25 protein-coding genes are annotated in these 19,836 nt (G+C 59.1%); 17 read left to right on the top strand and 8 right to left on the bottom strand.

All coding sequences use genetic code 11. The annotated features are described in order from the left end of the window. Nucleotides 1-395: 395 nt before the first annotated feature. The 8 genes from AC1RTP_RS07725 to AC1RTP_RS07690 form a co-directional block, all read right to left on the bottom strand. Nucleotides 396-797: a hypothetical protein gene (locus AC1RTP_RS07725; protein WP_498606088.1), complete on the bottom strand. Its 402-nt coding sequence runs from the start codon at nucleotides 795-797 to the stop codon at nucleotides 396-398. A gap of 195 nt (nucleotides 798-992) precedes the next feature. Beyond that, nucleotides 993-1,379: a hypothetical protein gene (locus tag AC1RTP_RS07720; protein ID WP_498606086.1), complete on the bottom strand. Its 387-nt coding sequence runs from the start codon at nucleotides 1,377-1,379 to the stop codon at nucleotides 993-995. A 228-nt stretch (nucleotides 1,380-1,607) separates the two neighbouring features. Then, the gene (locus AC1RTP_RS07715) at nucleotides 1,608-2,009 is read right to left on the bottom strand and encodes a DUF2750 domain-containing protein (protein ID WP_498606084.1); all 402 of its coding nucleotides are present in this window, start codon (nucleotides 2,007-2,009) and stop codon (nucleotides 1,608-1,610) included. Nucleotides 2,010-2,083: 74 nt separating this feature from the next. After that, a complete protein-coding gene (locus AC1RTP_RS07710) occupies nucleotides 2,084-2,332 on the bottom strand; it encodes a hypothetical protein (protein ID WP_498606082.1) in 249 nt (82 codons plus the stop codon). An 86-nt stretch (nucleotides 2,333-2,418) separates the two neighbouring features. After that, nucleotides 2,419-2,970: a hypothetical protein gene (locus tag AC1RTP_RS07705; RefSeq protein WP_498606080.1), complete on the bottom strand. Its 552-nt coding sequence runs from the start codon at nucleotides 2,968-2,970 to the stop codon at nucleotides 2,419-2,421. A gap of 1 nt (nucleotide 2,971) precedes the next feature. After that, nucleotides 2,972-3,532 carry a DUF4337 domain-containing protein gene (locus tag AC1RTP_RS07700; protein WP_498606079.1) on the bottom strand — a complete coding sequence of 187 codons (561 nt, stop codon included), beginning with the start codon at nucleotides 3,530-3,532 and terminating at the stop codon, nucleotides 2,972-2,974. A gap of 17 nt (nucleotides 3,533-3,549) precedes the next feature. Next, the gene (locus tag AC1RTP_RS07695; RefSeq protein WP_498606078.1) at nucleotides 3,550-4,035 is read right to left on the bottom strand and encodes a DUF3592 domain-containing protein; all 486 of its coding nucleotides are present in this window, start codon (nucleotides 4,033-4,035) and stop codon (nucleotides 3,550-3,552) included. A gap of 37 nt (nucleotides 4,036-4,072) precedes the next feature. Beyond that, nucleotides 4,073-6,388: a TonB-dependent receptor gene (locus tag AC1RTP_RS07690; protein WP_498606076.1), complete on the bottom strand. Its 2,316-nt coding sequence runs from the start codon at nucleotides 6,386-6,388 to the stop codon at nucleotides 4,073-4,075. A gap of 230 nt (nucleotides 6,389-6,618) precedes the next feature. Here AC1RTP_RS07690 and AC1RTP_RS07685 point away from each other — a divergent pair, with 230 nt between their 5' ends. The 17 genes from AC1RTP_RS07685 to hisA all read left to right on the top strand — a co-directional run bounded on the left by AC1RTP_RS07685 (nucleotide 6,619) and on the right by hisA (nucleotide 19,831). Continuing rightward, complete coding sequence (locus AC1RTP_RS07685) at nucleotides 6,619-7,422, top strand: ABC transporter ATP-binding protein (RefSeq protein WP_498606074.1); 804 nt, start codon at nucleotides 6,619-6,621, stop codon at nucleotides 7,420-7,422. Then, nucleotides 7,419-8,201, top strand: coding sequence for a lipid asymmetry maintenance ABC transporter permease subunit MlaE (mlaE, locus tag AC1RTP_RS07680; RefSeq protein ID WP_498606072.1), 783 nt, complete (start codon nucleotides 7,419-7,421; stop codon nucleotides 8,199-8,201). Before AC1RTP_RS07685 ends, mlaE begins: the two co-directional genes overlap by 4 nt. 82 nt (nucleotides 8,202-8,283) lie before the next feature. Continuing rightward, entirely contained in the window at nucleotides 8,284-8,754 is a 471-nt protein-coding gene (mlaD, locus tag AC1RTP_RS07675) for an outer membrane lipid asymmetry maintenance protein MlaD (RefSeq protein ID WP_498606070.1), read from the top strand. Beyond that, entirely contained in the window at nucleotides 8,751-9,527 is a 777-nt protein-coding gene (locus AC1RTP_RS07670) for an MlaA family lipoprotein (RefSeq protein ID WP_498606067.1), read from the top strand. The genes mlaD and AC1RTP_RS07670 overlap by 4 nt, the downstream gene beginning before the upstream one ends. A 32-nt stretch (nucleotides 9,528-9,559) precedes the next feature. Beyond that, nucleotides 9,560-10,207, top strand: coding sequence for an MlaC/ttg2D family ABC transporter substrate-binding protein (locus AC1RTP_RS07665; RefSeq protein ID WP_498606066.1), 648 nt, complete (start codon nucleotides 9,560-9,562; stop codon nucleotides 10,205-10,207). Between the two features lie 3 nt (nucleotides 10,208-10,210). After that, entirely contained in the window at nucleotides 10,211-10,507 is a 297-nt protein-coding gene (locus AC1RTP_RS07660) for an STAS domain-containing protein (RefSeq protein WP_498606063.1), read from the top strand. Nucleotides 10,508-10,679: 172 nt separating this feature from the next. Further along, on the top strand, nucleotides 10,680-11,585 hold the full coding sequence (locus tag AC1RTP_RS07655) for an ABC transporter ATP-binding protein (RefSeq protein WP_498606060.1): 906 nt from the start codon (nucleotides 10,680-10,682) through the stop codon (nucleotides 11,583-11,585). After that, nucleotides 11,582-12,343 (top strand): ABC transporter permease, encoded by a 762-nt coding sequence (locus AC1RTP_RS07650; RefSeq protein WP_498606058.1) that lies wholly within the window; start codon nucleotides 11,582-11,584, stop codon nucleotides 12,341-12,343. The genes AC1RTP_RS07655 and AC1RTP_RS07650 overlap by 4 nt, the downstream gene beginning before the upstream one ends. Nucleotides 12,344-12,361: 18 nt before the next feature. Further along, nucleotides 12,362-12,598, top strand: a complete 237-nt coding sequence (locus tag AC1RTP_RS07645) for a BolA family protein (protein WP_055938984.1) — start codon at nucleotides 12,362-12,364, stop codon at nucleotides 12,596-12,598. A 9-nt stretch (nucleotides 12,599-12,607) separates the two neighbouring features. Continuing rightward, on the top strand, nucleotides 12,608-13,858 hold the full coding sequence (gene murA / locus AC1RTP_RS07640) for a UDP-N-acetylglucosamine 1-carboxyvinyltransferase (RefSeq protein ID WP_498606056.1): 1,251 nt from the start codon (nucleotides 12,608-12,610) through the stop codon (nucleotides 13,856-13,858). A gap of 6 nt (nucleotides 13,859-13,864) precedes the next feature. Beyond that, a complete protein-coding gene (hisG, locus tag AC1RTP_RS07635) occupies nucleotides 13,865-14,512 on the top strand; it encodes an ATP phosphoribosyltransferase (protein WP_155455820.1) in 648 nt (215 codons plus the stop codon). Further along, nucleotides 14,512-15,816 (top strand): histidinol dehydrogenase, encoded by a 1,305-nt coding sequence (gene hisD, locus AC1RTP_RS07630; protein WP_498606053.1) that lies wholly within the window; start codon nucleotides 14,512-14,514, stop codon nucleotides 15,814-15,816. Before hisG ends, hisD begins: the two co-directional genes overlap by 1 nt. Then, on the top strand, nucleotides 15,813-16,670 hold the full coding sequence (locus AC1RTP_RS07625; RefSeq protein WP_498606051.1) for a DNA-methyltransferase: 858 nt from the start codon (nucleotides 15,813-15,815) through the stop codon (nucleotides 16,668-16,670). The genes hisD and AC1RTP_RS07625 overlap by 4 nt, the downstream gene beginning before the upstream one ends. Next, nucleotides 16,670-17,776 carry a histidinol-phosphate transaminase gene (hisC, locus tag AC1RTP_RS07620; protein ID WP_498606049.1) on the top strand — a complete coding sequence of 369 codons (1,107 nt, stop codon included), beginning with the start codon at nucleotides 16,670-16,672 and terminating at the stop codon, nucleotides 17,774-17,776. Before AC1RTP_RS07625 ends, hisC begins: the two co-directional genes overlap by 1 nt. 21 nt (nucleotides 17,777-17,797) lie before the next feature. Next, nucleotides 17,798-18,388, top strand: a complete 591-nt coding sequence (hisB, locus tag AC1RTP_RS07615) for an imidazoleglycerol-phosphate dehydratase HisB (protein ID WP_498606047.1) — start codon at nucleotides 17,798-17,800, stop codon at nucleotides 18,386-18,388. A gap of 20 nt (nucleotides 18,389-18,408) precedes the next feature. Then, nucleotides 18,409-19,050, top strand: a complete 642-nt coding sequence (hisH, locus tag AC1RTP_RS07610) for an imidazole glycerol phosphate synthase subunit HisH (protein ID WP_498606046.1) — start codon at nucleotides 18,409-18,411, stop codon at nucleotides 19,048-19,050. Between the two features lie 16 nt (nucleotides 19,051-19,066). Continuing rightward, nucleotides 19,067-19,831 (top strand): 1-(5-phosphoribosyl)-5-[(5-phosphoribosylamino)methylideneamino]imidazole-4-carboxamide isomerase, encoded by a 765-nt coding sequence (gene hisA, locus AC1RTP_RS07605; protein ID WP_498606044.1) that lies wholly within the window; start codon nucleotides 19,067-19,069, stop codon nucleotides 19,829-19,831. The last annotated feature ends 5 nt before the right edge of the window (nucleotides 19,832-19,836 follow it).

The raw sequence follows: 19,836 nt of genomic DNA, 5'->3' as shown, positions 1-19,836 counted from the left end.
CCTCGAACGAAGTTCTCGACTTCAGCTGCCGGCAAGAATACGTCATACAACAGCAAGCTCAATTTGTTCCGCCGATGTGCCCATTCTGTTTCGCGAACGTCTACGCCAGGACCACACTTTCGAACCGCTATCCGCTCATCTTTAAAATGATCCTCGTACATAACGATGAATCCTCGCGTGCGAGCAAACACGTAACCGCCTGCATACGCAATCGCAATGACCAAAAGGAGCAGTGCACACTTTAGGCGCATTGAACTTTCCTTGCTTTCGAAGGATGTCATAGTTCCGATTACCAACTTAAGTTTCGATCATAGTCTGCTCCTGGCCGGGTACCGCCAGCAGCCTGTCTGCCAAAGCCGCCCCTTTGCGGACCGTTGCGATCCTGCCTATCTGCTTTACTCAGTGATGACCTGTGGATTTACGTAGCGATCTACAGCGAGTTTTGATACCAAAACTAAAACTGCCACCATCCAAACAAAGATTCGTAGTCCATCAATGCTTGATAGGAGATCCCAATAGCTAGCACTGCCGGACGAAACCGATCTATAGATCTCGACATATCGTTCGAACGGCAAAACGATAAGCCACACTAACGCAAGGTAGTTGAAAAAACGGTTCTTCGAGGAAAGGAAATAGATGTTCAAAACGACCATCCCGATGTGCTTTAGGTATGAGAACTGCTCCACGCCACTGGCATCAAGATGAGAAATTAAGGAGATTAGCGTCAAAATAATGTAAATCGCCAGCAAACCCACTGCGGTGTAATAGAAAACTGGCTTCTCTCGAAAGACGCTCATCGATACCTCTTTAGCAAATAACGTTATATATCGCAAATTAGCAATATAGCATGGGCGACTTCGGGATAACATCGGTCGGCCATTTGTTTATCCCTACAGAACAAGTGTCGAGGGGCGGGTATTGGCCGTTACCGTTAAATGCATTCTTAACCACGCTAAATCAACAGCTCCAAAGGCGTCCACATGCATAGAAGACTAGCGAGACTTACCAAAGACCCGGTCATAGATTTGGGCTTGATAAATGTCATGCAAAGGATTGTTGGGAGGATTCAAGCGTGATCGTTGATCGCCTAACACCGAGAACACCTCAATTTCGGACTTATCGCCAATTCCCTCGATCGCGCGCACGCCATCGAGTACGCACAATGTTCCGAAGAGGGCCGAGTGGACGGCCTGCTCGACCAGCTGGCGTATATACACGTGGTCCTGCGGGGATTTCTCTCCATACCATTCGGACAGGCGAACGAGATCTTTTGGAGGACGTCTGCCAGTTGGTCCATCTCGAAGTTCGTTAAGCGTGTCTTCGACGCTGGTCTCATGAACAACCGTTACAAGTGCATCAACAAAATACTCCGGCGTCACAACTCCTCCATATTAAGTTCTAAAAAATCCGGCCGTGGCACCTACTCCATCCACCGTGAATTCTCGATCCAGTTCAGTTAATTTTTTAATCATACCCGCAGTTTGTCCCAAGACACCTAGAAGCGCGGCGATGAGCACATCAAGAACAAAGACAAGGGGAAAACCCACGAATTCATATCCTTTTTGAGCGACCGGTTCTGGCCGCAGACGGTCATGTAACTAAGCCGCCTACTCGTATTTTGCTAATTCTTCCTCCAAGCGTAGCTTTAGCTCGCCAGGAGAAATCCAAACGCCGCGCATCGAGGGAGTCGGAAAAGCTGCAATCGACAAGCCTTGTGCCGACATATCCGGCAGCCAATCGTCGACAAATTCGTGGACTTCGATCTCCGCCGGCAAACATCCGCCCCAGGAGCCAGTTGCACAATCCCGCGCATAATCAGGATGCGGCCATATAGGAAACCCTGGAGCATCAGAATCGTCAGCTAGACTAACCCATCCCGATTCATCACGTAGCCCCCAGAGCACTTCTCTATCAGCGGCTTGCGATACCAAATGCTTGAGCCGTTTTGGCCCGTCTGCCGAAATAAGTGCCGCGTACTGTTCTGGTGAGGGATGTCCGGTTTTCAGCATATGTATCGTTCCATGTTTCCGTCTGCAATTGGCCGGTAGTACGTTTTCGAATCCCAGATTAAATCTCAGTCGCATCACTGAAGAATTTCCCAACGACTTGTCGCTGGATCGTACGCAATATTGCCGTTACGCCGAAGTGTCTGCAATCGCTCGTTGATGGTTTTGTCAGCACTTTCGCTTGGGGATACACCGGCTCGCCGGACGTTGAGGCGCAGAGCTTCGGTTCGAACAGCGGCAACTGCCAATAGTTCCTGCAGCCGCAGCGGACGGTGTGCGAGCGACTCAAAGATCGAAGAGTCAATGGAAAGGAAACTATTCTTCATTGCTAGTTATTCGCACCTTTGCGCAGTCGCACGTCAAATTCTCAACGGCCGACCGGCCGCAGTTGGCCGTTAGCCGCAATTAATCTTCAGCCGCAGGCGTCGGCGTTGGCGAACCTGTCGGAAGTGGTCCAGCCCTTTTTGCCCGCCTTGTTCTTAACCTGCTTCCACCAGATCATCTTGGCCTCTTTTTCATCAACAGTGGGCATCGATGCCAGGTCGATGCTGCTGCGGTAGACCTTGCCTTGGTACCAGAAGAGGAACGCACCTTCGCCGAGTGGCGAGAGACGGTAGATCACGTCGCCTGGTTTCAGTGAAAGCTGCGGTTGATCGCTGCCTTCGACATAACCATCCCGGACCGGCTTGTCGATCTTTACTGCGCTGGCCCGTTCTGTGACGACTACGCCAGTCAGCGCATTGACTTTTTCCTGTCGCCGTAACCGGAATACGATCGGCGACTTTTCGCTGCGGCTTTTATGGACTGGAATGTCGTTCTCGGCCGTCCATTCCCGATATGTGCAGCATTCGAAAGGGCAGATGCCGGGGTTTTCGAAGTGCGCAGGGGGCTTCTCCTGCGCCATTGCTGCTGGCGTAGTCAAGACAGAGGCGGCGAAAAGTACGGCAAGCAGTCTGTTCATCATGTCAGGATAGCAGCGCAATCAGTGCGGTTGGATGGAAGTGCCAGCCAAACAGGCCGGCGGTGCCCATGAACATACCGAACGCCGTTGGCAGCATGGATAGCCAGAACAGCCAACGCTGCTTGGTGAGTGCCGTAATCGCCAGCAGTGCGATCGCGATTGCCAGCATGGCGTCGGACAGGTCGAACTGGTCGTCCTTGAAGTTCAGGGCGTCATAGGTTTTGTCGTCCTGCTCGGCCTGGGCTTTGAGTTCGTCCTTCTTTCGCTTTTGGTCCGCCGCCACCTTGGTGTAGCTGGCGATGGCTTCGTCGTAGGATGCCAGTTCGCTGAATGGGCGGCCAGCCTTAGCCAGCTTGAGCTGTACGATCGTCGCGTTGGCGACTTCTTCGCGGATATTGCGAGCCTGGTAGAAGGACCAGTGGTCTACCTTGTTGGCCTGGGCTTGCTGCATGCCCTGGTTGATGTTGTCGTCTTTGACCTTACAGATGCCCATGAAGGTGGCGAGGATTGCCACCACCACGGCCACGCGCATGCTGAGGGGATTGTCGTCGTCTTTTTCGTCCATGACGCATTGTAGCTGGGTCAAACCCGAAATATACGATAGACGATGCGCCAGGCATAAAGTCCACCAGCCGTAAGCAAAAGGCCGAATACAAGTTCCAGGATCGAGTTGTCCCAGCGTATTGAGCGGTCGTAGACCGAGGACTCAGGATGGTTCGGGTCCACCCACAAATTCACGGACCGTCCAAATGTCCGTGCTTTGTCCAGCTTTGCGAACAAGATGTGCTGATAGCCGCCTTTACTGTCCGCAATGGAGCTGAAGTTGAGGCGGTCGCCGTGGTATGCGGCGCCTTGGAATTCGTAACTGAATCTTCCTCTTGCTCGGTACACGGTGCCGCTCTTTTTGCTGGACCATTCGTCGAGCACAATTGACTCGACTTGCGCCGGCACCGACACATAACTGTTGGCCGCCCAGCTGCCGTGCAACTGCATGTACAAGGGGCGGAGACAGGCCCATACCCCGCCCCATGTGAACACAAGCGCGAATGCAAGCGCGAACAGCAGCACGACTAGGCGTGCTCCCAGATCCGATGCTTTCATCTGCTTAGAACTTCGCTGCGATGCTCATGCCGATGCTGCGCGGCGCCAGGCGGTAGCCCTGCACGATCGAAGCGACTTGCGGATGCTGGATCACTTTGTCCTCGTCGAAGGCGTTCTTGATGAAGGCGGTCAGCTGGTAACGGTCGATCGAGATTCCGGTGCTGAAGTTGACGGTGTGGTAGCCGGGGCGTTCGTAGTCGGTCTGCTCGGGATTCAAAGAGCCTTTGCTTGGGCCGACCCACTGCACGCCGCCCATCACAAATGCACTGTGGCCGCTGGCGGTGGAGAAGTTGTATTGGGCGGTGATGGTGCTGTTGTACTTCGGTACGCCCTGTACTTGCGCGCCTTTCACTGCGCCGACGACGCCGTTGGCGATGCCTTCGTCATTGGACAGTTCGGCCTTCACGTAGCCGCCAGCGGCGCTCAGGGTCAGGCCGGCCATCGGCTTGGCTTTGATGTCGAACTCGAAGCCTTTGCTGGTGGCGTCGCCCGCATTGGCGTTGTAGCTGTAGGCGCAGGTTGGCAGGTAGACGCCTTGCTGGATGTTCTTCCACTTCACGTAGAAGGCGTCGGCGTTGACGGAGACGCGGCCGCCCATGAAACGCGATTTGCTGCCGACTTCATAGCTCCACAGGCTGTCGGAGGCGTAGGTTGGCGGGCCTGCGGTCAGACCGTTCGCTTCCAGGTCCGGGCCGCAAGTGGTTGGCGGTACGAAGACGTTGGAGCCGCCCAGGCGGAAGCCTTTGGCGACGGAGGAGTACACGGTGTGTTCTGGCGTTACTTCCCAGGTCACGGCGTACTTCGGCGTGAAGGCGCTGGAGGACAGGCTGGTGCTGCTGTTGTTGCCCGCGCCGGCCAGGTAGAGGCTATTGCGCTGGGTCAGCGTGGATTTGCCTTTCAGGTAGCGGGCGCCGATGGTGCCGTGCAGCGTCGGGGTGAAGTAGTAGTTCGCTTCGCCGAAGATCGAATTCTGTTTTTCGCGGTAGTGGAATTCGCCGGCGAAGGAGTTATCGTTCGGGAAGGCGCCTGGATAGGACTCAGGCAGCAGGTCCGGATCGGCGCTGGAGAAGCCGAACTTTTCGAACGTGGCGTTGACGCCGAAGATCGGGTCGTTTTCGTTCAGATTGGTGTGCTGGTTGGAGAAGTAGTAGCCAACCAGCCAGGTCACAGGCGAGCCGCCGGCCGAATATGGCTTGGACGCCAGCCGGAATTCCTGTGAAATCTGGCGCACGGCATTATTCAGGTAAACCGCCGAAGGCAGGCCTGCAATCGCGTCGATCAGTTCCGGTGGCGCCTTGCCGCCGTCGTCGGTCGACGTCAGGAAGGTCGACAGCGAGTAGCTGTTGTAGGCCGAACCGTTCTGGGTGCGGTCGAATTTGCGCTGGAAGTAGCTGGTGCTGGAAGTCAGGTCGGCGGCGCCCAAGTCCCAGTTCACCGCCAGGTTAGGCGTCAGCAGCTTATCGATGGATGGCTCGCGCACCTGCTTCTGCGCCTGGTACGGCGGGCGGTCCAGGTTGAAGGCGGCGATATCCTTGGCGTCCACGCGCTGGTAGTAGATGGATGGGGTGATGGTCAGGTCGTGCGTCGGCGCCCATTTCAGGGCCACGCGCAGTTCCTGGTCGTTGATCTTGTTGATGTTATTCGCCAGCACATTGCCGTTGCCATCCACCTGGTCGACGAAGCCGCCCGTGCGCTGGGCCTGGGCGCCGATGCGCAGCGCCAGTTCATTTGATACCAGCGGGAAGTTGCCCACCACATTGGTCGCGAAATTCGCGCTGCCGCCGCGCGTGCTCGAAGCTTCGGCATAGGCGGTGATCTCGTGGTCCTTCAGGTCCGGCTCGTTCGGCACGAACTTGATGGTGCCGCCCATCGAGCTGGCGCCGTACAGGGTCGCTTGCGGGCCGCGCAGTACTTCCACCCGGTCGATATCGAAGAACTTCGGCTCCACGGTGCCCATGGTGTACAGGTTACCCACGGTGAGCGAAACGTCGCCCAGATAAATGCCGACGGTGGACTGGCCGGCCGCCGAACTGATGCCGCGGATCTCGATATTGGACGTGCCCGGGCCGGCGCCGCCGTTGCCGGTGGCGGCGGTGAAGGAAATATTCGGCACGGCCCGCGTCAGGTCGGTGAAGTCCGAAACCTGCTGCGACAGCAGCGAGGCGCCGCTGATGGCGGAAATACTCATCGCAACTTTGTTCGGGTCTTCCTTGCGCTTTTGCGCAGTCACAGTGACTACTTCCAGTTTGTCACCATCCGCCAAAGCCTGGGCCGAGATAGCCGCCAAGGAGCAAGCAAGGACCGTCCGACGAATTTTCATGCGTTTTTTCCTTCAATTGAGCCAAAGTTATTAAAATAGCAGGAAATTGCTGCCTTGCAGCAGTGAGCGTGCAATCAACAGGCGTTTCAATTTGTAAATTGCTGACTCTGCGGTTAGTAGTGTTGTATTATTGCTCTCTTTAACTGCGCCATTGGGGCGGCCAGAGGCCTCTGAGCAGAGATAACCGTTTCTGAATTACAATGTGGCCTCAAGAACAAAGAGCGACATCAGTGCCAAATCTCGTCGAAATCCGTGACTTACACTTCAGCTATGGAAAGCGGGCAATTTTGTCCGGCCTCCATATGGACTTCCCTCGCGGGAAGGTGGTGGCTGTCATGGGCGGCTCCGGCAGCGGCAAGACCACCGTCCTGCGCCTGATCGGCGGCCAAATCAGCCCTCAGAAAGGCGCAGTCAGCGTCGAAGGCCAGATCGTTCACAAACTGAGCACCAAGGACCTTTACCTGCTGCGCCGCAAAATGGGCATGCTGTTCCAGCACGGCGCGCTGTTCACCGACCTGACCGTTTACGAAAACGTGGCCTTCCCGCTGCGCGAACATACCGATTTGCCGGAAGAACTGATCCGCGACCTGGTCCTGATCAAGCTGAACGCTGTCGGCCTGCGCAACGCCGCTAAGCTGAAACCGGGCGAAATCTCCGGCGGCATGGCGCGCCGCGTGGCCCTGGCGCGCTCGATCGCGCTCGACCCGCAACTGATCATGTACGACGAGCCGTTCGCCGGCCTCGATCCGATCTCGATGGGCGTTACCGCCAACCTGATTCGCAACCTGAACGATGCGCTGGGCTCGACCACCATCCTGGTGTCGCACGATGTCAAAGAGTCGTTCCAGATTGCTGACTATGTGTATTTCCTATCGCAGGGCAAGATCGTCGCCCACGGCACTCCGGCTGACATGATGGTTTCGACCGACCCTTACGTGAAGCAGTTCGTACATGCGGAATCGGATGGCCCTGTGCCATTCCACTATCCGGGCAAATCTCTGGCCGAAGATCTGGGCCTGGGAGCGCGCAAATGATGCGTCGTTTCCTGCTGAGCGTGGGTGGTGGCGCACGCGATTATGTGGAAAGCATCGGCTTTTCCTTCCGTACCCTGGCCACCATGCTGGGGCTGTCGCCTGGCCTGCTGCGCCGTCCGCGCCTGCTGGTTGAGCAACTGCACGTCATTGGTAATTACTCACTGCTGATCATCATCCTGTCCGGCCTGTTCGTCGGCATGGTGCTGGGCCTGCAGGGTTACTACACTCTGAACAAGTACGGTGCGTCCGAGTCGCTGGGCTTGCTGGTCGCGCTGGGCCTGACCCGTGAACTGGGGCCGGTGATCACCGCCCTGCTGTTCGCTGGCCGCGCCGGTACTTCACTGACCGCGGAGATCGGCTTGATGAAGGCGGGCGAACAATTGTCCGCTATGGAAATGATGGCCGTGAATCCGATCCAGCGCGTGCTGGCGCCGCGTTTCTGGGCTGGCGTGATTTCGGTGCCGCTGCTGACTGCCATGTTCAGTGCTGTCGGTATCCTGGGCGGTTACCTGATCGGCGTGGGCCTGATCGGTGTGGATGAAGGCGCGTTCTGGTCGCAGATGCAGGGCGGCGTGGACGTGTGGAAAGACATATTCAACGGTTTCGTGAAGAGTGTGGTGTTTGGTATCGCCATCACTTATATCGCGCTGTACCAGGGCTATGAAGCCCAGCCTACCCCGGAAGACGTTTCCGGTGCGACGACGCGCACCGTGGTGATCTCTTCTCTGATGATCTGGTGGCTTGACTTCATGCTGACGGCGCTGATGTTTAGCAAGTAACAACCGGGGTCAGGTCCTGACACACGACACGCGCAGCGTGTTGTGTGTTTGGCCCTGACACCGCTGATTAAAAGGATTTGACATGCAACGTAAATCTCTGGATGTTTGGGTAGGTCTGTTCATCGTTATGGGCGCGGCTGCGCTGATGTTCCTGGCGTTGAAGGCTGGCAATATGGGTTCGATCGGCTTCGGCAAGACCTACCAGGTTTCGGCGCGCTTCGACAATATTGGTTCGCTGCGTACCCAGGCTGCCGTCAAGGCATCGGGCGTGGTGGTGGGCCGTGTCGCGTCGATCGGTTTCGACGATAAGGTGTATAAAGCCGTGGTAACCCTGGACATGGACGAAGGCTTCAAGTTCCCGAAAGACAGCTCGGCCAAGATCCTGACCGCCGGCCTGCTGGGCGAACAGTACATCGGCATCGAAGCCGGTGGCGATGAAAAGAATTTGGTTTCCGGCGACAAAATCGCCCGTACCCAGTCCGCAACCGTATTGGAAGACCTGATCAACCAGTTCATCTATAGCAAGGCAGCAGAAGGAAAGGACTCCAAATGAGCAAATTCCGCAAACTGACCCTCGCCGTTGCAGCGACCGTTACCCTGGCCGGCTGTGCTGGTCCGAACCCGCGTGACCCGTACGAAAGCTATAACCGCGCCGTTTTCGACTTCAATGACAAGGTCGATGAATACGCGCTGAAGCCGACAGCCACGGCCTACAAGAACGTGACCCCAAGCTTCTTCCAGACCGGCGTGAACAACTTTTTCGGTAACCTGGCCGATGTCTGGACCGCCGCCAACAACATGTTGCAAGGCAAGGTTGGCGATGGCATGTCGGACGTGATGCGTGTCGCACTGAACTCGACCTTCGGCCTGCTGGGCGTGCTCGATATTGCCTCCGAAGCAGGTTTGCAAAAACATAAAGAGGATTTCGGCCAGACCCTGGGTTCCTGGGGCGTGCCATCGGGTCCTTACCTGATGCTGCCGCTGTTGGGCCCATCGACGGTGCGCGACACCGTCGCCCTGCCGGTTGATATCTACGCCGACCCATGGCAATACAAAAATCCTGTCAACGTCCGCAACACCGGCACCGTTGTTCGTGTCGTGGACCAACGCGCAGCTCTGCTGGACGCGTCCACGCTGCTGGAAGATGCCGCTCTCGACCGTTACGAGTTCATCCGCGACGGTTATATGCAGCGCCGTAACAGCCAGGTTTACGATGGCGAAGACGGCCCTAAGGGCAAGCAGAAGAAGGCGGAGCTGGAGGACGAGGACGTAAAGCCTACTCAAGCTATAATCGCGGAACCGGCTGAAACGAAACCCAGCCTGTGACCCGGAATACAACCCTACATAGGTAAAGAACAATGAAACTGATCAAACAACTGATCGCGGTCGCAACGGTAGCCTTCGCCACCAGCGCGTTTGCCGCTCCTGCTCCTGCCGCCAACGAGGCGCCTGACGTGCTGGTGAAACGCATCAGCTCGGAAGTGCTCGATGCCGCCAAGAACGATAAGGACATCCAGGCCGGCAACCAGAAAAAGGTGATGGACCTGGTTGAAACCAAGATCCTGCCTTACGTCGACTTCCAGAAAATGACTTCCCTGGCAGCTGGCCGCTATTGGCGCGACGCTACCCCGGAACAGCAAAAAGCGCTGTCCACCGAATTCCGCACCCTGCTGATCTTCACCTACTCGGGCGCCCTATCCCAAGTGAAAGACCAGACCGTTGACTTCAAGCCTATGCGTTCTTCGCCAGGCGACTCCGAAGTGGAAGTGCGTTCCCAGGTGAACCAGCAGCGCGGCGAGCCTATCCAGCTGAACTACCGCGTCGCCAAGACCGATGCCGGCTGGAAGATCTATGACATCAACGTGCTGGGCGCGTGGCTGGTGGAAGCCTACAAGGGCACCTTCGCTTCGGAAATCTCCAAGGGCGGCATCGATGGCCTGATCAAGACCCTGTCCGAAAAGAACAAGAAGCTGGCCTCCAAGCCAATGAAGACCGCAGGTAAATAAAACATGCCTGATACCACTGTTTCCAACCAATTGTCCTTGAAGGCGCTGACCGTGGCCAACGCCACGGAAGCGCTGGCACAGGGCCTGGCTGCGCTGCGCGCCGGCCAGACCGTGTTCGACCTGGGACAGGTGGAAGCAGTGGACTCCGCCGCCGTGTCAGTCATGCTGGCATGGCAGCGCGCTGCCGTTCAACACGGCATCAAACTGGAATTGCGCAACCTGCCAAAACCTCTGCTGAGCTTAACCAAGCTCTACGGTGTGTGCACGCTCGTGTCACCTGCCGACCTGCATCATCATTGACCCCCGCCTAACTCCCCTTCCGCTGCCTGCCTGTCAGCACCTGACATCGGCAAGTAAATACGGGTTCAGCGAGCCCGAACCAAATTTCCAATATAATTGACCGTCTACCGCGCCTGATGAGCGCGCGCCTTTACAACGGTCATCGTTGTACCAGTTATCTATACAAGTAAGCATGACAGCAATCGAAATCAGCAACGTCCAGAAGCGCTACAAGGCGCTGCAGGCGCTTGGCGGCGTGTCCCTGAAGATCGAAGAAGGCGAGTTCTTTGGCTTGCTCGGTCCGAACGGCGCAGGCAAGACCACTTTGATCTCCATCATTGCTGGCCTGATCCGCGCCGACGCCGGCGGCGTCAAGATCCACGGCCACGATGTCGTGTCGGACTTCCGCGCCGCGCGCCGCAAATTGGGCGTGGTGCCGCAAGAACTGGTGTTCGATCCCTTCTTCACGGTGCGCGAAACGCTGCGCCTGCAGTCCGGCTACTTCGGCCTGGGCAACAACGACAAGTGGATCGACGAGGTGATGGAAGAGCTGGGCCTCGCCAACAAGGCCGACACCAATATGCGCGCCCTGTCCGGCGGCATGAAGCGCCGCGTGCTGGTCGCGCAGGCGCTGGTGCACAAGCCGCCCGTCATCGTGCTGGACGAACCGACCGCCGGCGTCGACGTGGAGCTGCGCCAGACCTTGTGGAAGTTCATCTCGCGCCTCAATCGCGAAGGCCACACCATCGTGCTGACCACGCACTACCTGGAAGAAGCGCAAGCCATGTGCAAGCGCGTCGCCATGCTCAAGCTGGGCAAGGTGGTGGCGCTGGACTCCATGTCGCAGCTGATCCGCCGCATCTCGGGTTCGCAGCTGGTGCTGCACCTGCCGCACAACTCCTTGCCGGAAGAACTGCAGCCGCTGCTGAACCACCCGCCGGAAGACAATAAGTACAGCCTGCGCATCAACGATTACGCCGAAGTGGAAGACATCCTGGCAAAGCTGCGCCAGGGCGGCATCAGCATCGACGAGATGCAGCTGCAGCAGGCCGACCTGGAAGACATCTTCCTGCAAATCATGGACGAGAACATCGTATGATCACCACCGGCTTCCGCACCCTGGTCTACAAAGAGACGCTGCGCTTCTACAAGGTCGCAACGCAGACCATCGCCGCGCCTATCCTGACCGCCATGCTGTACCTGCTGATTTTCGGGCACGTGCTGTCAGGCCGCGTCGAAGTCTATCCGGGCGTGACCTACACCGCCTTCCTGGTCCCTGGACTGGTGATGATGAGCGTGCTGCAAAATGCTTTTGCCAATTCGTCTTCTTCGCTGATCCAGTCCAAGATCACGGGCAACCTGGTGTTCGTCCTGTTGACGCCACTGTCGCACTGGGAGATATTCTCCGCCTACGTGCTGGCCTCGATGGCGCGCGGCATAACCGTGGGCTTCGGCGTGTTCGCTGTCACTGCCTGGTTCGCGCACCTGAGCTTCACCGCGCCGCTGTGGATCCTGGTGTTTGCGCTGCTGGGCGCCGCCATCCTCGGCACCATGGGCCTGATCGCCGGCATCTGGGCCGAGAAGTTCGACCAGCTGGCCGCCTTCCAGAATTTCCTGATCGTGCCGCTGACCTTCCTGGCCGGCGTGTTCTATTCGATCCATTCGCTGCCGCCATTCTGGCTGGCCGTATCGCACGCCAATCCGTTCTTCTACATGATCGACGGCTTCCGCTACGGCTTCTTCGGGCAGTCCGACGTGAACCCATGGATCAGCGTTGCCATCGTCTCCAGTTTCCTGGTCGTGCTGGCGCTGCTCGCTATCAAACTCCTGCGCAGCGGTTACCGCTTGCGCCACTGATTTATTGAGGAATTCAAAGTGACCACAACTCCAGAAGCAATCCACAGCTATATCGCTGCCGGCCTCGAATGCACCCACCTGCAAGTGGAGGGCGACGGCCAGCACTTCCAGGCCGTGATCGTATCGCCTGCCTTCGCCGGCAAGCGCCTGATCCAGCGCCACCAGCTGGTGTATGCCGCGCTGGGCGACCGCATGCGCGAAGAAATCCACGCACTGTCGATGAAAACCCTGACCCCAGAAGAATTCCAAGGATAAGAAGAGAATATGGACAAACTGCTCATCACCGGCGGCAAGCGCCTGGTCGGCGACGTGACGATTTCCGGCGCCAAGAACGCTGCCCTGCCTATCCTGTGCGCGGGCTTGCTGACTGCGGGCGACCTGGAACTGACCAATGTGCCGCTGCTGCACGACGTGGCGACCATGCTCAAGCTGCTGCGCCAGACCGGCCTGTCGGTTGAGCAGGACGGCGAGAAGGTCACGCTGAACGGCTCCAAGATCGACAAATATGAAGCGCCGTATGAGCTGGTGAAAACCATGCGCGCATCGATCCTGGTACTGGGCCCCCTGCTGGCGCGCTTCGGCGAGGCCAAGGTATCCCTGCCGGGCGGCTGCGCGATCGGTTCGCGCCCTGTTGACCAGCACATCAAGGGCCTGCAGGCGATGGGCGCCGAGATCACCATCGACGGCGGCTACATCTACGCCAAGTGCAAGAAGCTGAAGGGCACCCGCGTGGTGACCGACATGATCACCGTGACCGGCACCGAGAACCTGCTGATGGCAGCGACCCTGGCCGAAGGCGAAACCATCCTGGAAAACGCCGCGCGCGAGCCGGAAGTGACCGACCTGGCCAACCTGCTGGTGGCCATGGGCGCCAAGATCGAAGGCATCGGCACCGACCGCCTGGTGATCCAGGGCGTTTCGGAACTGCACGGCGCCAAGCACGACGTGATCTCCGACCGTATCGAAGCGGCGACCTTCCTGTGCGCAGTGGCTGCCGCGGGCGGCGACATCACCATCCGCAATACCCGCACCGACATCTTCGACGTGGCGCTGGACAAGCTGCGCGAAATGGGCGTGCAGCTGACAGTTGGCGACAACTGGATCCGCGCGCAGATGGACCAGCGACCGAAGCCGGTCACTTTCCGCACCACCGAATACCCGGGCTTCCCGACCGATATGCAGGCGCAGTTCATGGCCGTGAACCTGATCGCCAGCGGTTCCAGCCGCGTGACCGAAACGATTTTCGAAAACCGCTTCATGCACGTGCAGGAAATGAACCGCCTGGGCTCGAAGATTTCCATCGACGGCAACACCGCCTACATCGATGGCGTAGAGCAGCTGGTCGGCGCGCCTGTGATGGCGACCGACCTGCGCGCCTCCGCTTCGCTGGTGATCGCCGGCCTGGCCGCCAAAGGCGAAACCCTGGTCGACCGCATCTATCACCTGGACCGCGGCTATGACCGCATGGAAGTAAAGCTTTCCGCCGTTGGCGCCAATATCACCCGTGTGAAGTAAAACTTTATGGAACTTATCCTCGCCCTGTCGAAAGGCCGGATTTTTGAAGACACGATGCCGCTGCTGGAAGCAGCCGGCATCAAAGTCCTCGAAAACCCGGAAACCTCCCGCAAGCTGATCCTGCCTACTTCGGACCCTGGCATTCGCGTACTGATCGTGCGCGCATCCGACGTGCCGACTTATGTGCAGCATGGCGCGGCGGACTTCGGCGTGGCGGGTAAGGATGTTCTGCTGGAGCACGGCGGCGAGGGCCTGTACCAGCCGGTGGACCTGCATATCGCCAAGTGCCGCATGTCGGTGGCGACGCGCGCCGGTTTCGATTACGAGACCGCGGTGCGCCAGGGCGCGCGCCTGCGCGTGGCGACCAAGTTCACCTCGATTGCACGCGAGCACTTTGGCAAGAAGGGCGTTCACGTTGACCTGATCAAGCTGTATGGCTCGATGGAACTGGCGCCGCTGGTTGGCCTGTCCGACGCGATTGTCGACGTGGTCTCCACTGGCAGCACCCTGCGCGCCAACAACCTGGTGGAAGTGGAAGAAATCATGGACATTTCTTCGCGCCTGGTCGTGAACCAGGCCGCGCTGAAGATGAAGCGCGCTCGCCTGCAACCGATTATCGAAGCATTTGAACGCGCCTCGCTGGCGAAGGCGTAATGACCATGATCCGCAAGCTCGATTCCACCCAAGACGACTTCCAGGAAACGCTCGACGCGTTGCTGGCCTTTGAAGCAGAAACCGACGACGCCATCGAAGGCGCGGTAGCGAAGATCATTGCCGACGTGCGCGCGCGCGGCGACGAAGCTGTGTTGGAATACACCAACCGCTTCGACCGCATGAGCGCCGCGAGCATGGCCGATTTCGACATAGGCCAGGCCGAAATGGACGCCGCGCTGGCCGCGCTGCCTGCCGCGCAACGCAGCGCGCTGCAAACCGCCGCCGACCGCATCCGCGCCTTCCACGAGCGCCAGAAGCAGGAGCTTCAAGGTTTCACTTACACCGAAGCCGATGGCACCATCCTGGGCCAGCGCATTACGCCGCTGGACCGTGTTGGCATCTACGTCCCAGGCGGCAAGGCCGCCTACCCATCGTCGGTGCTGATGAATGCCGTGCCGGCCAAGGTGGCTGGCGTGGAAGAAATCATCATGGTCGTGCCGACCCCGGACGGCGTGAAGAACCAGATGGTGCTGGCCGCAGCCGCCATCGCCGGCGTGACCCGCGTGATCGGCATCGGCGGCGCGCAAGCCGTCGCCGCGCTGGCGCACGGCACCGAAACCATCCAGCCTGTCGACAAGATCGTCGGCCCAGGCAATGCCTACGTGGCTTCGGCCAAGCGCCGCGTGTTCGGCACCGTCGGCATCGACATGATCGCCGGACCGTCCGAGATCCTTGTGATCTGCGACGGCACCACCGACCCTGACTGGGTGGCGATGGACCTGTTCTCGCAAGCCGAGCACGACGAGCTGGCGCAAGCCATCCTGCTGTGCCCTGACGCTGGCTACATCGCGAAAGTGGAAGCCAGCATCGCCAAGCTGCTGCCAACCATGCCGCGCAAGGCCGTCATCGAAACTTCGCTGCGCGACCGCGGCGCCCTGGTGAAAGTGCGCGACATGGCGGAGGCCTGCGCCATCGCCAATAGCATCGCTGCCGAACACCTGGAGATTTCGGCCGAGAACCCGCAGCAGTGGGCCGACCAGATTCGCCACGCCGGCGCCATGTTCCTCGGCCGCTTCTCGTCCGAATCGCTGGGCGACTATTGCTGCGGCCCGAACCACGTGCTGCCGACTTCGCGCACCGCGCGCTTCTCGTCGCCGCTGGGCGTGTACGATTTCCAGAAGCGTTCTTCGGTGATCCACGTCAGCGAAGCTGGCGCACAGACGCTGGGCAAGATCGCAGCGGAACTGGCTTACGGCGAAGGCTTGCAAGCCCACGCCCGCAGTGCGGAGTTGCGCCTGAAATGACCGACTGGAAGAACCAGGTCTACTGTGAAGACGCGCTGGCCGGCCTGGCCCGCGTGCCGGATGGTTCCGTCGACCTGATCCTGACCGATCCGCCCTACAACCTGGGCAAGGATTACGGCAACACTTCCGACCAGCAGTCGATGGAAGACTACCTGGCCTGGACGGAAGCGTGGATCGACGCGGCCCTGCCGAAGCTGAAGCCGAACGGTAGCCTGTACATCTTCCTGACCTGGCGCTATTCGCCGGAGATTTTCGTCATGCTGAAAAAGCGCATGACGATGATGAATGAAATTATCTGGGACCGCCGCGTGCCTTCCATGGGCGGCAGTACCCGCAGCTTTTCGTCGGTGCACGACACCATTGGGTTCTTCGTGCGCCGCAAGGATTACTACTTCGACCTCGACGCCGTGCGTATCCCGTACGACGCCGTCACCAAGAAGGCTCGTTCGCGTTCGATTTTCGTCGGCGCGAAATGGCTGGAAGTGGGCTACAACCCCAAGGACCTGTGGAGCGTATCGCGCTTGCACCGGGAACACGCGGAACGGGTCGATCACCCGACGCAAAAGCCATTGGAAATTATCGAACGCATGGTCAAGGCCAGCTGCCCGCCGGATGGCGTGGTGATGGATTTGTTCATGGGCAGCGGGACGACCGCTGTTGCCGCGCGTCGCTGCGGGCGGGATTTCGTTGGCTTTGAGTTGAATCCGGAGTATTGCGACATAGCTCGGGCGCGCTTGGCTGCGCTGCCTGAACCCGGTAAACCCGGGTCAGACCCAAAGGGTCAGACCCTTCCTCGCAAGGGGCGCAGGACGAAATCGGCGCCGGTACTTAGCGAGGCTTTAGAACAGGAGTAATGCAGATGTCCCTCGACAGCCTTATCGCCAATACGATCCGCCAGGATGTGCGTTCCGACCACATCTACCATGTGCCGGATGCCAGCGGATTTATCAAGCTGGATGCGATGGAGAATCCTTATGTGCTGCCGAGCCACCTGCATCATGACCTGGCCAACCGTATCGCCAGCGTTGCGCTGAACCGCTATCCGGTCGCCAGCTATGAGACGATCAAGCAGCGCATCCGCGCCAAGCTGGGCGTGCCGCAAGGCTACGACGTCATGCTGGGCAACGGCTCCGACGAGCTGATCGCCATCATGGCGCAAGCCTGCGCACTGCAACCGGCGGAAGGCAAGCGTGCCGTCATGATGGCGCCGGCGCCATCGTTCGTGATGTTCCAGCGCTCGGCCATGGTGGCTGGCATGGACTTCGTCGGCGTGCCGCTGAAGGACGATCTGACGCTCGACCTGCCGGCCATGCTGGCCGCGATCGAGCAGCACAAGCCGGCGCTGGTTTTCCTGGCCTACCCGAACAACCCGACCGGCAACCTGTTCTCCGCCGGCGATATCGAACAAGTCATCAAAGCGTTGGGCGACAAAGGCCTGTGCGTCGTCGATGAAGCTTATGAGCCGTTTGCGCAACAGAGCTTCATGGGCCGCTTGCCTGAATTCCCCAACCTGATCGTCATGCGCACACTGTCGAAACTTGGCCTGGCGGGCATCCGCCTTGGTTATATGTCGTGCGCGCCAGCCCTGCTGGAACAATTCGACAAGATCCGCCCACCCTATAACGTCAACGTCCTGACCCAGGCCGCCGCCGAATTCTGCCTCGACCACCTCGAGGTGCTGAATGAGCAGGCGGCCCTGCTGCGCCAACAGCGCGGCGAGCTGTCGGCCGCACTGGCGCAATTGCCGGGTGTCAACGTTTTCCCATCGGCCGCAAACTTTATCCTCATTCGTGTATCAAACTCCGACCAGGTCCATGCCAAACTGCTCGAGCGCAAAGTTTTGATCAAAAATGTGGGTAGAATGCATAATGTACTGGCCAACTGCCTGCGCATCACCGTCAGTACGCCCGAGGAAAACGCAATCATGCTGGACGGCCTGAAAGCCGCCCTGGCATCCTGAAGCGAAACTCAAGAGCTTTTCATGAACCGCACCGCAGAAATCACTCGCAACACCAGCGAGACCCAGGTCCGCGTTGCCATCAACCTCGATGGCACCGGCGTCCAGAAGCTGAACACGGGCGTGCCTTTCCTCGACCATATGCTGGACCAGATCGCCCGCCACGGCCTGTTCGACCTCGATGTCGAAGCCACCGGCGACACCCATATCGACAACCACCACACGGTGGAAGACGTCGGCATTACGCTGGGCATGGCGATCGCCAAGGCTATCGGCGACAAGAAAGGCATCCGCCGCTACGGCCATGCCTACGTGCCGCTGGATGAAGCGCTGTCGCGCGTGGTGATCGACTTTTCCGGTCGCCCAGGCATCGAATACCACATCCCATTCACCCGCGCGATGATCGGCGCGTTCGACGTCGACCTGACGCTGGAATTCTTCCGCGGCTTCGTCAACCACGCCGGCGTCACGCTGCACATCGACAACCTGCGCGGCACCAATGCGCACCACCAGTGCGAAACCGTGTTCAAGGCTTTCGGCCGCGCCCTGCGCATGGCCAGCGAGCTTGATCCGCGCGCTGCCGGCGCCATCCCGTCCACCAAAGGAAGCCTGTAACGACTCTACGGCTGACTGACATGAAAAAAATCGTAGTAGTCGATTACGGCATGGGCAACCTGCGCTCCGTTGCGCAGGCATTGCGCGCAGTCGCACCCGAAGCCGACGTGGTGATCTCCGGCGACCCCGCCGCCATTGATGCGGCAGAGCGCATCGTCCTGCCCGGCCAGGGAGCCATGCGCGACTGCATGCGTAGCCTGAACGAATCGGGCGTGCGCGATGCACTGCTGCGCGCCGCTGCATCGAAGCCGATGATGGGCGTATGCGTGGGCGAGCAAATGCTGTTCGACCTGAGCGAAGAGGGCGGTAATACGCCGGGCCTGGGGCTGTTGCCCGGCAAGGTGGTGCGCTTCCAGCTCGACGGCATGCTGCAGGAAGACGGCTCGCGCTTCAAGGTGCCGCAGATGGGTTGGAACCAGGTGCGTCAACGCGCGCCGCATGCGATGTGGGAGGGCATCCCCGACAACGCGTGGTTCTACTTCGTGCACAGCTACTTTGCGCAGCCCGCCCAGGCGGAGCACAGCGCTGCGGAGACCGTGTACGGCCAGCCGTTCTGCTGCGCGGTCGCCCGCGACAATATTTTTGCCACACAGTTCCACCCTGAGAAGAGTGCCGCCACCGGCCTGCAACTGTACAAAAATTTCATCCACTGGAATCCTTAACCTCAAGAACAACATCATGCTGCTCATTCCTGCTATCGACCTCAAGGACGGTCACTGCGTTCGCCTGAAACAAGGCGATATGGAACTTGCAACCGTCTTCTCCGACGACCCGGGCAAGATGGCCCGCCACTGGCTGGAACAGGGTGCGCGCCGCCTGCACCTGGTGGACCTGAACGGCGCATTCGCCGGCAAGCCAAAGAACGAAGGCGCGGTGAAGTCCATCCTCAAAGCCGTGCAAGACTATGCGGAAGAATTCGACCTGCCAGAAATCCCGGTGCAACTGGGCGGCGGTATCCGCGACCTCGACACCATCGAGCGCTACCTCGACGACGGCATCAGCTACATCATCATCGGCACCGCTGCCGTGAAGAGCCCTGGCTTCCTGCAGGACGCCTGCGGCGCCTTCCCTGGCCACATCATCGTTGGCCTGGACGCCAAGGACGGCAAGGTCGCGACCGACGGCTGGAGCAAGCTGTCCGGCCACGAAGTGATCGACCTGGCGCAAAAATTCGAAGGCTACGGCGTTGAATCGATCATCTACACCGACATCGGCCGCGACGGCATGATGGGCGGCGTGAATATCGAAGCCACCGTGCGCCTGGCGCAAGCGGTAAAGATCCCGATCATCGCCTCCGGCGGCCTGCACAACATCAGCGATGTGGAAGCCCTGTGCGCAGTACAGGACGAAGGCATCGAAGGCGTGATCTGCGGCCGTTCGATCTATGAAGGCACGCTGGACCTGGCTTCGGCGCAGGACCGTGCCGACGAACTTTCCGAGTAATCAAT

This window comes from Pseudoduganella sp. GW821-FHT11H04 (genome assembly GCF_058807935.1).
This window is presented reverse-complemented; position numbering and strand designations above follow the sequence as displayed.